Annotated in this window: 10 protein-coding genes; 4 read left to right on the forward strand and 6 right to left on the reverse strand. The window is 61.6% G+C overall.

All coding sequences use genetic code 11. The features are described 5' to 3' along the window. Positions 1-28 precede the first annotated feature (28 nt). Both yieE and ACJ8PE_RS01440 read left to right on the forward strand, forming a co-directional pair. Positions 29-895 carry a DNA-binding transcriptional regulator YeiE gene (yieE, locus tag ACJ8PE_RS01435; protein ID WP_021505917.1) on the forward strand — a complete coding sequence of 289 codons (867 nt, stop codon included), beginning with the start codon at positions 29-31 and terminating at the stop codon, positions 893-895. Positions 896-1,116: 221 nt separating this feature from the next. Then, complete coding sequence (locus ACJ8PE_RS01440) at positions 1,117-2,595, forward strand: amino acid permease (protein ID WP_033643798.1); 1,479 nt, start codon at positions 1,117-1,119, stop codon at positions 2,593-2,595. A gap of 45 nt (positions 2,596-2,640) precedes the next feature. Here the strand turns inward: ACJ8PE_RS01440 and ACJ8PE_RS01445 are convergent, their stop codons facing one another. Further along, positions 2,641-3,741, reverse strand: a complete 1,101-nt coding sequence (locus ACJ8PE_RS01445) for a GGDEF domain-containing protein (protein WP_033652543.1) — start codon at positions 3,739-3,741, stop codon at positions 2,641-2,643. A gap of 368 nt (positions 3,742-4,109) precedes the next feature. Between ACJ8PE_RS01445 and ACJ8PE_RS01450 the strand changes: the two genes are divergently transcribed. Both ACJ8PE_RS01450 and ACJ8PE_RS01455 read left to right on the forward strand, forming a co-directional pair. Next, on the forward strand, positions 4,110-5,192 hold the full coding sequence (locus ACJ8PE_RS01450) for a FecCD family ABC transporter permease (RefSeq protein WP_033643796.1): 1,083 nt from the start codon (positions 4,110-4,112) through the stop codon (positions 5,190-5,192). After that, positions 5,189-5,977, forward strand: coding sequence for an ABC transporter ATP-binding protein (locus tag ACJ8PE_RS01455; protein ID WP_033643795.1), 789 nt, complete (start codon positions 5,189-5,191; stop codon positions 5,975-5,977). Before ACJ8PE_RS01450 ends, ACJ8PE_RS01455 begins: the two co-directional genes overlap by 4 nt. Before the next feature lie 32 nt (positions 5,978-6,009). Here the strand turns inward: ACJ8PE_RS01455 and ACJ8PE_RS01460 are convergent, their stop codons facing one another. The 5 genes from ACJ8PE_RS01460 to puuR form a co-directional block, all read right to left on the reverse strand. After that, positions 6,010-6,957 carry a siderophore ABC transporter substrate-binding protein gene (locus ACJ8PE_RS01460; protein WP_099784159.1) on the reverse strand — a complete coding sequence of 316 codons (948 nt, stop codon included), beginning with the start codon at positions 6,955-6,957 and terminating at the stop codon, positions 6,010-6,012. 55 nt (positions 6,958-7,012) lie between these two features. Continuing rightward, on the reverse strand, positions 7,013-9,001 hold the full coding sequence (locus ACJ8PE_RS01465) for a ligand-gated channel protein (RefSeq protein WP_197792624.1): 1,989 nt from the start codon (positions 8,999-9,001) through the stop codon (positions 7,013-7,015). A 244-nt stretch (positions 9,002-9,245) separates the two neighbouring features. Next, entirely contained in the window at positions 9,246-10,241 is a 996-nt protein-coding gene (locus ACJ8PE_RS01470) for an ABC transporter permease (RefSeq protein WP_197792625.1), read from the reverse strand. Further along, a complete protein-coding gene (locus ACJ8PE_RS01475) occupies positions 10,238-11,749 on the reverse strand; it encodes a sugar ABC transporter ATP-binding protein (protein WP_197792626.1) in 1,512 nt (503 codons plus the stop codon). Before ACJ8PE_RS01475 ends, ACJ8PE_RS01470 begins: the two co-directional genes overlap by 4 nt. A gap of 154 nt (positions 11,750-11,903) precedes the next feature. Next, on the reverse strand, positions 11,904-12,461 hold the full coding sequence (puuR, locus tag ACJ8PE_RS01480; RefSeq protein WP_016927000.1) for an HTH-type transcriptional regulator PuuR: 558 nt from the start codon (positions 12,459-12,461) through the stop codon (positions 11,904-11,906). Between the last annotated feature and the right edge of the window lie 351 nt (positions 12,462-12,812).

Consider the following 12,812-nt stretch of genomic DNA (forward strand, 5'->3'; position numbering starts at 1 on the left):
AGAACCTTCTTTCAATACCGGGACAGCTATGCATATCACGTTGCGTCAACTGGAAGTCTTTACCGAAGTGCTGAAAAGCGGTTCGACCACGCAGGCCTCTGTGGTGCTGGCGCTGTCGCAGTCGGCGGTCAGCGCGGCGCTGGCGGATCTGGAGGGGCAGCTGGGCGTGCAGCTGTTCGATCGCGTCGGCAAACGGCTGGTGATTAACGAGCACGGCCGGTTGCTGTATCCCAAGGCGCTGGCGCTGTTGGAACAGGCGGGGGAGATAGAGCAGCTGTTTCGCCATGACGGCGGGGCGTTGCGCATCGCCGCCAGCAGCACCATCGGCAACTACATGCTGCCGGAGATGATCGCCCGCTACCGCCGGGATTTTCCCGCCACGCCGCTGGAGCTGAACGTCGGCAACAGCCAGGACGTGATCGTGGCGGTGGCGGATTTTCGCGTCGATCTGGGGCTGATCGAAGGGCCTTGCCATATGCCGGAGCTGGTGACGCAGCCGTGGCTGGAGGACGAGCTGGTGGTGTTCGCCGCGCCGGATAACCCGCTGACCCGTCAACCGCCGACGCTGGAGGCGCTGGCCAATGCGCCGTGGATCTTGCGCGAGCGCGGTTCCGGCACCCGTGAGGTGTTGGACCATCTGCTGTTGGCGCATCTGCCGCACTTCCAGCTGGTGATGGAGCTGGGCAACTCGGAGGCGATCAAGCATGCGGTGCGGCACGGCATCGGCATCAGCTGCCTGTCGCGGCGGGTGGTGGCGGAACAGCTGGCCAGCGGCGCGCTGGTGGAACTGCCGGTGCCGTTGCCGCCGCTGCGCCGCACCCTGTACCTGATCCGCCATCGGCAAAAGCACGTCTCCAACGCGTTGCAACGTTTTCTCAGCTATTGCGTGCTGTAACCGGCGGCACGTCAAGCCCTCTGCTGCCGCGCAGGCCGGAAAAAGCATAAAAACCTGCGCGCGCTCACATTAATGAGAGTAAGTAAGGCTATAAGGGCCGCAGCTAATAATTGCCTCTGAATTATGAAGCTATCTTATATCGGTGCAATGTTGCTAGTTCACCGGCGGGTATTTGTTACAATCCGCCCTCATTTTTCGAAGAGCAGATAGATAGGGAACGAATGGCTCAGCAGGATATAAAAACATCGGGGCAGCAAGCACCCGGATTGCGCCGTGAATTGAAAGCCCGGCATTTGACCATGATCGCCATCGGCGGCTCCATCGGCACCGGCCTCTTCGTCGCCTCGGGCGCCACGGTTTCTCAGGCAGGCCCCGGCGGGGCGCTGCTGTCTTACGCTCTGATCGGTTTGATGGTGTACTTCCTGATGACCAGCCTGGGCGAACTGGCGGCCTTTATGCCGGTCTCCGGTTCATTCTCCACCTACGGCGCCAAATACGTAGAAGAAGGCTTCGGCTTCGCGCTGGGCTGGAACTACTGGTACAACTGGGCGGTGACCATCGCCGTTGACCTGGTGGCCTCGCAGTTGGTGATGAGCTACTGGTTCCCGGACACCCCGGGTTGGATCTGGAGCGCGCTGTTCCTCGGCCTGATGTTCCTGCTGAACTACATTTCGGTGAAAGGATTCGGCGAGGCGGAATACTGGTTCGCGCTGATCAAGGTCAGCACCGTGATTATCTTTATCGCCGTCGGCGTGATGATGATCGTCGGCATTCTGAAGGGCGGCGAGCATGCCGGCTGGCAGAACTGGACAATAGGGGACGCGCCGTTTGCCGGTGGCTTCTCGGCGATGATCGGCGTGGCCATGATCGTCGGCTTCTCGTTCCAGGGCACCGAACTTATCGGCATCGCGGCCGGCGAATCGGAAAACCCGGGTAAAAACATCCCGCGCGCGGTGCGTCAGGTGTTTTGGCGTATCCTGCTGTTCTATATCTTCGCCATTCTGATCATCAGCCTGATCATTCCGTACACCGATCCGAGCCTGCTGCGCAACGACGTGAAAGACATCAGCGTCAGCCCGTTCACGCTGGTGTTCCAACATGCCGGCCTGCTGTCGGCGGCGGCGGTGATGAACGCGGTGATCCTGACGGCGGTGCTGTCGGCCGGTAACTCGGGCATGTATGCGTCGACCCGCATGCTGTACACCCTGGCTTCGGAAGGCAAGGCGCCGCGCATCTTCGCCAAGCTGTCGAAAGGCGGCGTGCCGCGCAACGCGCTGTACGCGACCTGCGTGGTGGCCGGCCTGTGCTTCCTTACGTCGATGTTCGGTAACCAGTCGGTTTACCTGTGGCTGCTGAACACTTCGGGCATGACCGGTTTCATCGCCTGGTTGGGCATCGCCATCAGCCACTACCGTTTCCGTCGCGGCTACATGCTGCAGGGGCGCGATCTGAACGATTTGCCGTACCGTTCCGGTTTCTTCCCGCTAGGGCCGATCTTCGCCTTCGTGCTGTGTCTGATCATCACCCTGGGGCAGAACTACCAGGCCTTCCTGCAAGACAAGATCGACTGGTACGGCGTGACCGCGACCTACATCGGTATTCCGCTGTTCCTGCTGATTTGGTTTGGTTACAAGCTGTCGCAAGGCACCCGTGTCGTGAAGTACAGCGAGATGGAATTCCCGAAGATGGACGTGAAGTAATTTTCGGTGAGTGACACGCGGCGGGGGCTCCCGCCGCGTTTTGTTTTACTTTTTCCCGCCTTTGGCTTCCGCCAGCGCCTGCTGCGCCGAGCTCATCAAACTCTCTACCGTCGCGTAATCCTGCGTCAGCGCCACAATGCCGGCGTTAAGCTGCATGTTCACCTCGCCGAACGCGCCAAAATCGTAGGGCGCCTCCAGCGGCGGCACAATGCGCGCCAGAAACTCGCTTTCCGCGCCGTAGGGCAGATCGTGCACCAGAATCAGAAACTGGCCGCCGGTATAGCGGCAGATATAGTCGCTGGGGCGGATCAGCGTCTTGAGGCGCTCGCCGACGGTGCGCAGCACGTCGTCGCCGATCTGGACGCCGTGGCTTTGGTAGAGCGCCGCCAGCGGGCCGAATTCAAGAATGAACAGATGGGAGATCGGCTGCGCCGTTCCGGGACGGCAGATGCTGCGCATCACCGCCTCGCCGCCTGCGCGGTTGAGAAAACCGGTCAGGCGATCGCGGTGCGACGCCTGCTGCTTCTCCCACGCCAGCGTGACGTGCTGCACCAGCTGGCGGTGGTAGCGCGCGATCATGCCGTGGGCCAGCACCAGCCACAGCGGCGCGAGGTCCGCCAGGACAAACAGGTTTTGCACGCGCGACAGCGGCGCCGCCAGCAGGTAAGGCAGCGTCAGCGCGATCACCTCAAGCAGCGCGAAGCGCGGGGCGGCGGCGTGGCGCTGCATCAGCCAGCAGGCCAGGGCGGTGATCGTCAGGCCGGCGAACAGCATTAAGACGAAGCGGCCCGAGAGCATCGCCAGAGCGGCGCTGGCGCCGACCAGCAGCGCCCACAGCAGCACCGTCACCAGCATGGCGTTCGGCCAGGCCGGTTGACGCCGGCGCGCCAGCCAGGCTCGCCCGGCGGTCAACAACAGCAGCAGCAGCAACAAACCGATGCCGAGCGGCCGCTGGACCAGCCAGGCGTACCCCGCCAGCAGCGCGGCCGGCCCTGCGGCATTCAGCCAGGGCGTGAGAGGAGAGGGCGTCAGCGTGAGACGCAGCTGGCGTTGAAACGGCTCGTCATCGGCGTGCAGCGGGCTGTATAACAGCCAGTTCAGCAGCGCCGGGCGTTTGGGCGTTACCGCCGGAGATGGACTTCTCATTACAGCCTCGTCAATCAATAAGGCCGCTCTTGCGGCGGCCTGAAGTTTTTTTGCACGCGCGGTGCTGTGATTTTGGATTCTATGTGGTTTTGCCGTTATTTGTCAGAGTCTGGTCGGATCAGGAAGAATTTTCAGAATAATTAACCTACTGGCCGTTGGCGGGGGAAAGCGTGGCGGTTTGAAAAATGGCGATAAAAAACAAATTATTACATTTCGACAACGCCGTTTTCACCTATTGATATGATTGATAAGTATTATCGTTTGTTTTATTGTTAACGGCCGTGCGCAGGCTGCTGCCGCACACTTTTCGGTTCACGGCGGCCGCTTTCGCGCCGCTGTCATGATGGTTGCAACAGGTATCTTAACTAATGAGCGTATCCACCGATCCCATGACTGAAGCCAAGGGGCAACCCGACGCCGGCGTGATGGGGCGTTATCAGCATATTCTTCGCCATCGCCTGTTGATGATGGGCGTATTGGCATTGGCGATCCTGGGCTCGCTGCTGCTGGATTTCACCATGGGGCCGTCCGGCCTGTCGTTGTCGTCCTTATGGCAAACGCTGCTTGATCCCGCCGCGGCCGATGCCGGCACGCGGGTGATCGTCTGGGACATCCGCTTGCCCTATGCGTTGATGGCGGTGGTGGTGGGCTTTGCGCTCGGCCTGGCCGGGGCGGAAATGCAGACCATCCTGAATAACCCGCTGGCCAGCCCCTTCACCCTCGGGGTGTCTTCCGCCGCGGCCTTTGGCGCTGCGCTGGCGATCGTGCTAGGCATCGGCATTCCGGGGATCCCCGATCAGTGGTTCATCTCCGCCAACGCCTTTATCTTCGCGCTGTTCGCCGCGCTGATGCTTGACGGCATCACGCGCTGGACGCGGGTCGCCACCTCCGGCGTAGTGCTGTTCGGCATCGCGCTGGTGTTTACCTTCAACGCGCTGGTCTCGATGATGCAGTTCATCGCCAGCGAGGACACGCTGCAGGGGCTGGTGTTCTGGACCATGGGCAGCCTGGCGCGCGCCTCGTGGGACAAACTGGGCATTCTGTTCGGGGTGTTCGCCGTGCTGCTGCCGCTGTCGATGATGAGCTCGTGGAAACTGACCGCGCTGCGTCTGGGTGAAGACCGGGCGGTGAGCTTCGGCATCGACGTGCGTCGGCTGCGTTTGACCACGCTGCTGCGCATCAGCATGCTCTCGGCGCTGGCGGTGGCTTTCGTCGGGCCGATCGGCTTTATCGGTCTGGTGGCGCCGCACATCGCCCGCATGATCTTCGGCGAAGATCACCGTTTCTACCTGCCGGCCAGTGCGCTGATTGGCGCGCTGGTGCTGTCGATGGCCTCGGTGGCGTCGAAAAACCTGGTGCCTGGGGTAATCATCCCGGTGGGGATCGTGACGTCGTTGGTCGGGGTGCCGTTCTTCCTGAGCATTATTCTGCGCCACCGGGGGAACGTATGAGCCAGGGTTTACGGATAGAAAACTTCTCGGCGGGTTACCCGAAACGCCAGGTGATCGACAATCTCTCGGTGCCGATGCTGCCGCGCGGGCAAATCACCGTGTTGCTGGGGCCGAACGGCAGCGGCAAATCGACATTGCTGCGCTCGCTGGCCGGGCTGAACCCGGCGCAGGGCAAGCTGTGGCTGGACGACGGCGATTTGATGCAGATGCCGTTCGCCCGTCGGGCGGAGAAAGTGGTGTACCTGCCGCAGTCGCTGCCCGCCGGGGTGCATCTGCACGTGCTGGAGTCGATCATCGTGGCGCAGCGCGCCTCGGGCGGCCGCAGCAACGCCGGCAGCGAAGCGGAAGTGATGGCTTTGCTGGAACAGCTGGGCATCGCCCACCTGGCGCTGAGTTATCTCGATCAGCTGTCCGGCGGCCAGAAACAGTTGGTGGGGTTGGCGCAGTCGCTGATCCGTCAGCCGTCGCTGCTGCTGCTGGATGAGCCGCTGAGCGCGCTCGATCTCAACTACCAGTTCCACGTGATGGATTTGGTGCGCCGCGAAACCCGCAAGCGCGATATCGTGACGGTGGTGGTGGTGCATGACATCAACATTGCGCTGCGTCACGGCGACCACGTGCTGATGCTGCAGGATGGCGATCTGATCGCCGACGGCGCGCCGGATCAGGTGATTACGCCGCAGAGCCTGGCGCGGGTCTATGGCGTGCGCGGGCGCATCGAGCGTTGCTCGCAGGGCACGCCGCAGGTGCTGATAGACGGTCTGGTGAATCAGCCGACGATATAATCCAAGAAAAGCCCGGCATCGCCGGGCTTTTTTTATCGCGCAGCGCGGTTCAGTGCTTCGCTCACGCGTTCGACGACGTGCTGGGCGGTGACGATGCCGCCGGACAGATAGACCTCGGCCGCCGGCAGGTAAACCACCTGGCCTTTTTTCACCGCCGTGGTTTTCTTCAGCGCGGTGCCGGTGAGGATTTTCTGCGGCGCCACCGCGTTCGGCCGACCGGTCGCGGCATCTCTGTCGATGACGAACAGCCAGTCCGGGTTCAGTTTGGCGACCTGCTCAGGCGTCAGCTTATTGCCACGCACGTCTTTTTCGTCGGACTGCAGCGCGGACGAGAAGCCGAGGGCGTCATAGACGAAGCTGAAACGGCTCTTGGGCGCGTAAGCGCTGATCTTGCCGCCGGAGAACAGCACCACCAGCCCGCGTCCGGCCTGGGCTGCCTGCGGTTTGACCGCCGCGATCTGCGCATCCAGCTTATCGATCGCTGCCTGCGCCTGTTGCGGCTTATCGAACAGCTCGCCCAACTGCAGGGTGCGCTGTTTCAGGCTGCCCAACTGATCCTGCTGATCGACGGACATGTTCAACGTCGGCGCCAGCGCGTTCAGCTCGTCATAGGCTTTGGACGCCCGGCCGGCGATCAGGATCAGGTCCGGTTTGGCGGCGCGCAGCACGGCCATATCCGGCTCGAACAGGGTGCCGGCATTGAGGTATTTGTCATCCTGATAGCGCTTCAGGTTATCCGGCAAGTTCTTGCGGTTGCCGGGCAGCGCCAGCGGCTCGACGCCCAGCAGCTGCAGCGTTTCCAGCGAAGCGTAATCCAGCACCACGATACGCTGCGGGTGCTTCTTCACCTCGGTGCTGCCGTTCAGGTGCTGGACGTTGACGGTGGCCGAGGCCGCCGGCGCGTCGGTTTTGCTGTGGCAACCCGCCAGCGCCATCGCGGCCAGCAGGGCGATCATCAGGGGGGAGCGACGTAATCTCATGGAGCTTCCTCTCGGTGATGGAATGAAAAGGGCGCGCAGTGCGCGCCCGGGGGCATCAGAAGTTGTAGGTCATGCCGACGGTGTAACGGCGGCCGTCCAGCGTGGTGCGGTAGTGATCGTAATCCACGGTCTTGTCGAGAATGTTGTAGACCCCGCCGGTCAACTGCAGGTTTTTCGCCGCCTGGTAGCTCAGGCCCGCATCGACGAAGGTGTAGGACGGGGTGCTGGTCTCCATCGACGTGCGGCTCAGGTAGTCTGAGGTGCGGCTGCGGAAGTTAACGCGCGACCACAGGCTGAGGTCTTGCGTAGCCTGCCAATCCAGCACGGTGTTGAGCATGTGCTTAGGCATCTGGTTCAGCGCCTTGCCCTGGAACTCGCCGCTCTTCTGCTCGGAAGCGGTGTAGGTGTAGTTGGCGTTCCACTTCCAGTCTTTATTGATCTGCCAGCCGAAGGTGGCCTCTACGCCGCGCATATTGGCTTTGTCGACGTTGACGCGATCGCTGATAAAGTCGTAGACGTCATTGCCGATCTTACAGTCCGGCGTGTCTTCGCAGCGGCGCACTTCGGTGATCTTGTTCTTGAAGTCGGTGTTGAAGACCGTCACCCCGGCATTGACGCCTTTCAGGCTATCCCACATCAGGCCGATCTCTTCGCTCAGGCTCTTCTCCGGCTGCAGATCCGGGTTGCCGACGATGATGCCGTTACGCACGCCGCCGCCGGTGACCTGGCCCCAGCTGGCGGAGGATTGGCGCAGATCCGGCGAACGGTAGCCGGCGGAGACGCCGCCTTTCATCGTCCACTGTTCGGTCAGGTGCCAGACGCCGTACATGCGCGGCGACCAGTGGCTGCCAAAGTTTTGATCGCGATCCATACGGATGCCGCTGGTCAGGCTGAAGTCGTTGGTCAGCGCCCATTCGTCCTCGGCGAACAGCGCCCAGCTCCAGCGCGTCAGCTGGTTGACGTCTTGCGCCGAGCTCAGCTGGTTGCCGCTGTCGCCCAGTTTCTCATAGCGGTATTGGCCGCCGAGGTTCAGCATGTGGGCACCCAGCTCGAACTGGTTCTGGGTGTTGAAGATGGTGTTGTACATCTTCATCTTGCGGCCCGGGTTGTTGGTCTCTTCGCGCTGAACGTAGCTGGTGGAGTTGCCGAAGTCGTAATAACCGTTGTGGGTCAGCGAGTAGTTGGTGCGGGTGTAGAGATCTTCGCTGCGTGAGGACGGTTTGCACTTGCCTTTGCTGCAGCGCTCCGCCACCACCGATTTGCCCGGCGTGCTGTTGCGATCCTGCAGCGAGCGGCCGATTTCGAAGTCGAATTCGTTTTTCTCGTCCGGGGTCAAGGTGAACACCGCGGTGCCGCTGCGCATGCGCTGTTCGTTGTAACCGTTGGCGATTTTATCTTCGGCGCGGCGCGACAGCAGGCCGTTGACCCGCACGCCGAGCAGGCCTTCAATCAGCGGACCGGACGCGTAGGCGTTGGTCTGGAACAGATCGCCGGAATCGCGGTTTTCCTGAAGGGTGGCGTCGCCGTGCAGCGAGCCTTTCCACTCGGTGCGGGAAGTCTTGCGGGTGATGACGTTGATCACGCCGCCCATGGCGTCGGAACCGTACAGCGAAGACATCGGCCCGCGCACCACTTCGATACGTTCGATGGCTTCCATCGGCGGCAGCCAGCCCTGTTCGATGCCGGCGTTATCGCTGTTCGGCCGGGTGCCGCGGGTGTCGACGCGCTTGCCGTCCACCAGAATCAGCGTGTACTTGGAGGACATGCCGCGGATGCTGATGTCGCTGCTGCTGGCGCCGCCGGTGACGACCACGCCCGGCACGTCTTTCAGCGCATCGGTCACATCGCGATAGGCTTTATCTTCAATTTGCTGGCGCGGGATCACTGAGATGGAAGCGGCGGAGTCCTGAATTTTTTGCTGAAAGCCGGAGGCGGTGACGACCATGGTGTCCTGGGCGTCAGTCTGCGGCGCGGCCAGCGCGGCGGTGGCGCTGAGCGAGGCGATGACCATGGCGGCGAGCTTGCTGTAACGTGGCGTTTCCATGAGGTAAACCTTTCCTGGATTGAAGTGAAAGTAATTAACCAATTGAATTTCTAATGAAATTATTCATCGTTCGCTGAGAAATCCGGTGCTTCGTCAGCGTTGCGTGAGGGTATTGTAAGGATTTTTTACTTAATGTAAACGCTAATGATAATTCATATCATTTGTATACTTGATATTCTTGCTGGAAAGAGTAACCGGATGAATTAAAGGGAAAACCGGCGCAGCGGATGTGCGCCGGGCAGGATCAGCGTTTCTGGATGTAAGTGATGGCCAGTGCCAGCGCCAGCACCAGGCCTTTGATAATGTCCATGGCGTAGTAGGGCACCGACAGCATCACCAGGCCGTTTTGCAGCACGCCGAGGATCACCGCGCCGATCAGGGTGCCGAGCGCATTGGGTTTGCCGGAGCCCGCCAGCGAGAAACCGATGTAGGCCGCGGCCACCGCATCCATCAGATAGCCGCCGCCGGCATTGACCTGCGAAGAGCCGATACGTGACGCCAGCAGGATGCCGCCAAGCGCCGCCAGCCAGGAAGAAATGACGTAAGCGGCAACCCTGTAACGCACGGTGCGAATGCCCGACAGGCGCGCCGCCTCGGGGTTGCCGCCGATGGCGTACATGCGGCGGCCGTGCTTGGTCAACGACAGGAACAGCTGCACCGCCACGGTGACCGCCAGCATGATCAGCACGATCACCGGCACCTGGCCGAGGGCGGAAAACACTTCCGGGATCAGGCCTTCCGCTATGTCGCCATTCGGCAGCACCATGTTTTGGGTGATGGAGCCGCCGTAGCTGTAGGTCATCGCCACGCCCTGGATCACGAACAGGCTGGCCAGCGTCGCCAGCATATCGGGGATTTTGAGCACCACGATCAGCAGAGCGTTGAACAGGCCGACCAGCGTGCACAGCAACAGCGTCACCACGATGGCGCCGGCGGTGCCGAACCCGTGCCAGACGAACAGTGAAATCACCAGCGCGTTGGCCAGCGAGGCGGTCGAGCCGACCGACAGATCGAAACCGCCGACCGACAGCGAGATAGAGACGCCGATGGCGATCACCGTCACGATGGCGATCGAACGCAGGATATTGATGATGTTGTTGGCATCGAGAAAGTTGTCCGACGCCAGGCCAAACAGGGCGATCAGCGCCGCGACGGTCAGCAGCATGCCCCACTTGTAGAGGAAATCAAACAGCTGTTGGCGCCAGGGCAGCGCAGGCCGCAAGGCAAATTCTTTACTCACGCAGGGGTTCCTCCGGTGGAATAGATCAATAAGGTTTCTTCGTCGGTATCGGCGGCGTTCAGCTCCGCCACGATGCGGCCATCCCACAGCACGCAGATGCGATCGCACAGGCCAACCAGCTCGGCGAACTCGCCGGAGGCGTAAATCACGCCTTTGCCGGCGCGGGCCAGGCCGTCGATCAGGCTGAACAGCTCCTGTTTGGCCTTGATGTCCACGCCCTTGGTCGGCTCATCGAAGATCAACACGTCGGCGTCACCGCGCAGCCACTTGCCGATCGCCACTTTTTGCTGATTGCCGCCGGACAGGCGCGCCAGCCGCTGTTGCGGACCGGAGGCGCGAATGTTCAGACGCTGCATGATCTCGCGCGCCCAGCGCAGCTCTTGCCGCCGGCTGAACAGGCTCCAGCGCGAGAAGCTGTCATCGGCGCTGACGCTCAGGTTCATCGGGATCGCCTCATCGATAAAAATGCCTTCTTTGCGGCGTTCTTCCGGCACCAGCGCCAGCCCCTGTTCGACCGACAGATGCGGCGCACGCGGCGCCCAGGGCTGCCCGCGCAGTTCGCCGCGTTCCAGCTGCACGGCGCAGGCGCCGAACAATGCCTTGCACAGCTCGCTTTTCCCGGCCCCGGCCAGCCCGGCGATGCCGAGGATCTCGCCTTCATGCAGCCGCAGCGAAACGTCGCGCAACTTATGGCGATCGCGCAAGCCTTGCACCTGCAGCAGCGTACGCTCCGCGTGCGGCGGGCGCGGCGGCGGGAAAATGTCGTCCAGCCGGTGGCCAAGCATTTTCTCGACGATCTGTTCGCCGCCTAGGCCGCGCATGGCGTCTTCGCTGACGCGGCGGCCGTCGCGCAGCACCGTCAGCCGATCGCAAATGTCGCTCAGTTCGTGGATGCGGTGAGAAATGAATACGATGCCGATGCCTTCGGATTGCAGGCGGCGCACCACGTTGAACAGGCGCTCGCTCTCGGCGCGATCGAGCGGCGCGGTCGGTTCATCGAGCACCAGAAAACGGCAGCGGTGCGACAGCGCGCGCGCCAGCAGCACCTGCTGTTTTTCCGCCAGCGTGCAGTCCGCCAGGCGTCTGCGCGGGTTGAGCGGCAGCGCCCATTGCTGCAGCAGCTGTGCGGCGCGGCGGTGCAGTTCCGCCCAGTTCAGCCAGTGGCCCGGTTCGTTCAGCCAGTCCAGCATGATGTTTTCCGCCACCGACAGCGTGGGGATCAGCGCGACATCGACCTCTTGCTGCACCACGTGGATGCCGTGGCGGCGCGCCTGCAGCGGGGAATGAATTTCCACTGCCCGGCCGTCGATCAGGATCTCGCCGCGGTAGTGATCGTGGGCGCCGGAGAGGATCGCCATCAGCGTTGACTTGCCCGCGCCGTTGGCGCCGACCAGCGCGTGGATTGAGCCGCCGTGCAGCGTGAAGTCCACGTCCTGCAGCGCGTTGAAGCCGGCGAAGGCGATCGAGATATTGCGCATCTCGAGGCGCGAAGGCGTTGCGGTTGACATTGCGTAGTAAGGCCGTTTAGATGTTTAGATGGCTATTTTGCTCTGTTGTAACACAGATTGCGCCGTTGGCAACCAACAAAATGGCATAACGACGATGAAAGCGTGGGCGGACAGGGGCGCAACCCGCGTCAGGCTGCGCCGGAGCGATAAACGGTCAGAAGGTGGTGGGGGTGTGTGCGCTGACGATGCGGCAGATGCGCGCCGACGTATTGCTGAAGCTGTGCGGAATGCCGGTGTTGATGGCGTAGCTCTGACCGGCGGTCAGGCAGTAACTCTGGCCGTTGATGGTCAGCACGATCTCGCCCTCCAGCAGGGTGCCTATCTCTTCGCCCTGATGCTTGATCTTTTCGCCGGTGGTGGTGCCGGGCTGGTAGGTTTCCAGCATCATCGCCAGGTTGCGCGTCGGGCTGCCGTTGTGCACCAGCTTCATCGACACCCCCTGGCTGCCGATCTCAATCAGATCCTCGGCGTCGATCACCACGCGCGGTTCGTCGACGGCCTCCGGTTCGGCAAAGAATTCCGACAGCGACAGGCCATACACCTTAAGCAACTTTTGCAGCGTGCTGATGGCCGGGCTGACTTTGTCCTGTTCGATGGTGCTGATCGCACTGTGGGTTAACCCGGACAGTTCGGCGACCCGGCGCTGCGACAAACCCAATTGCTGGCGGATCTGCGACAGGCGTTTGCCCGGTGCCAAGCTGGCTTCGCTCATAGCGGTACTTCCTTCTGGTAAGGGCGACAGGCAGAAATGACGATCGGTATCGGGCGCCTGCCTGGTCGATAACGATGCTGCATGATATCGGTAGTTAGGGTAGGTTTGGAAAATATATTGCCCATGCTCACCGTCGGCGCGGCGGACAAAATAGTTGACGTGAAAATGGCGACAAGGCCTTTTCGGTCAATATTTTATCAATTTAGCAGCCGGTGGCGAATAATCAAACAGGATTGTAACATTTGCAAACCCATTCTGTTAAGACTATGTTTCATATTGTGGATGTTATTTTGAGCGCCCGCAGCGGCGCGACCTGGCGAGAAATCCAATCATGTGTTGAATCGAACGGCG

This window comes from Serratia sp. CY74737 (assembly GCF_052166775.1).
Taxonomy (GTDB): domain Bacteria; phylum Pseudomonadota; class Gammaproteobacteria; order Enterobacterales; family Enterobacteriaceae; genus Serratia; species Serratia ureilytica.

Excerpts from the sequence above, each read along its gene's own strand:
- yieE (WP_021505917.1), top strand. The coding sequence starts at position 29 with ATGCATATCACGTTGCGTCAACTGGAAGTCTTTACCGAAGTGCTGAAA.
- ACJ8PE_RS01440 (WP_033643798.1), top strand. The coding sequence starts at position 1,117 with ATGGCTCAGCAGGATATAAAAACATCGGGGCAGCAAGCACCCGGATTG.
- ACJ8PE_RS01445 (WP_033652543.1), bottom strand. The coding sequence starts at position 3,741 with ATGAGAAGTCCATCTCCGGCGGTAACGCCCAAACGCCCGGCGCTGCTG.
- ACJ8PE_RS01450 (WP_033643796.1), top strand. The coding sequence starts at position 4,110 with ATGAGCGTATCCACCGATCCCATGACTGAAGCCAAGGGGCAACCCGAC.
- ACJ8PE_RS01455 (WP_033643795.1), top strand. The coding sequence starts at position 5,189 with ATGAGCCAGGGTTTACGGATAGAAAACTTCTCGGCGGGTTACCCGAAA.
- ACJ8PE_RS01460 (WP_099784159.1), bottom strand. The coding sequence starts at position 6,957 with ATGAGATTACGTCGCTCCCCCCTGATGATCGCCCTGCTGGCCGCGATG.
- ACJ8PE_RS01465 (WP_197792624.1), bottom strand. The coding sequence starts at position 9,001 with ATGGAAACGCCACGTTACAGCAAGCTCGCCGCCATGGTCATCGCCTCG.
- ACJ8PE_RS01475 (WP_197792626.1), bottom strand. The coding sequence starts at position 11,749 with ATGTCAACCGCAACGCCTTCGCGCCTCGAGATGCGCAATATCTCGATC.
- puuR (WP_016927000.1), bottom strand. The coding sequence starts at position 12,461 with ATGAGCGAAGCCAGCTTGGCACCGGGCAAACGCCTGTCGCAGATCCGC.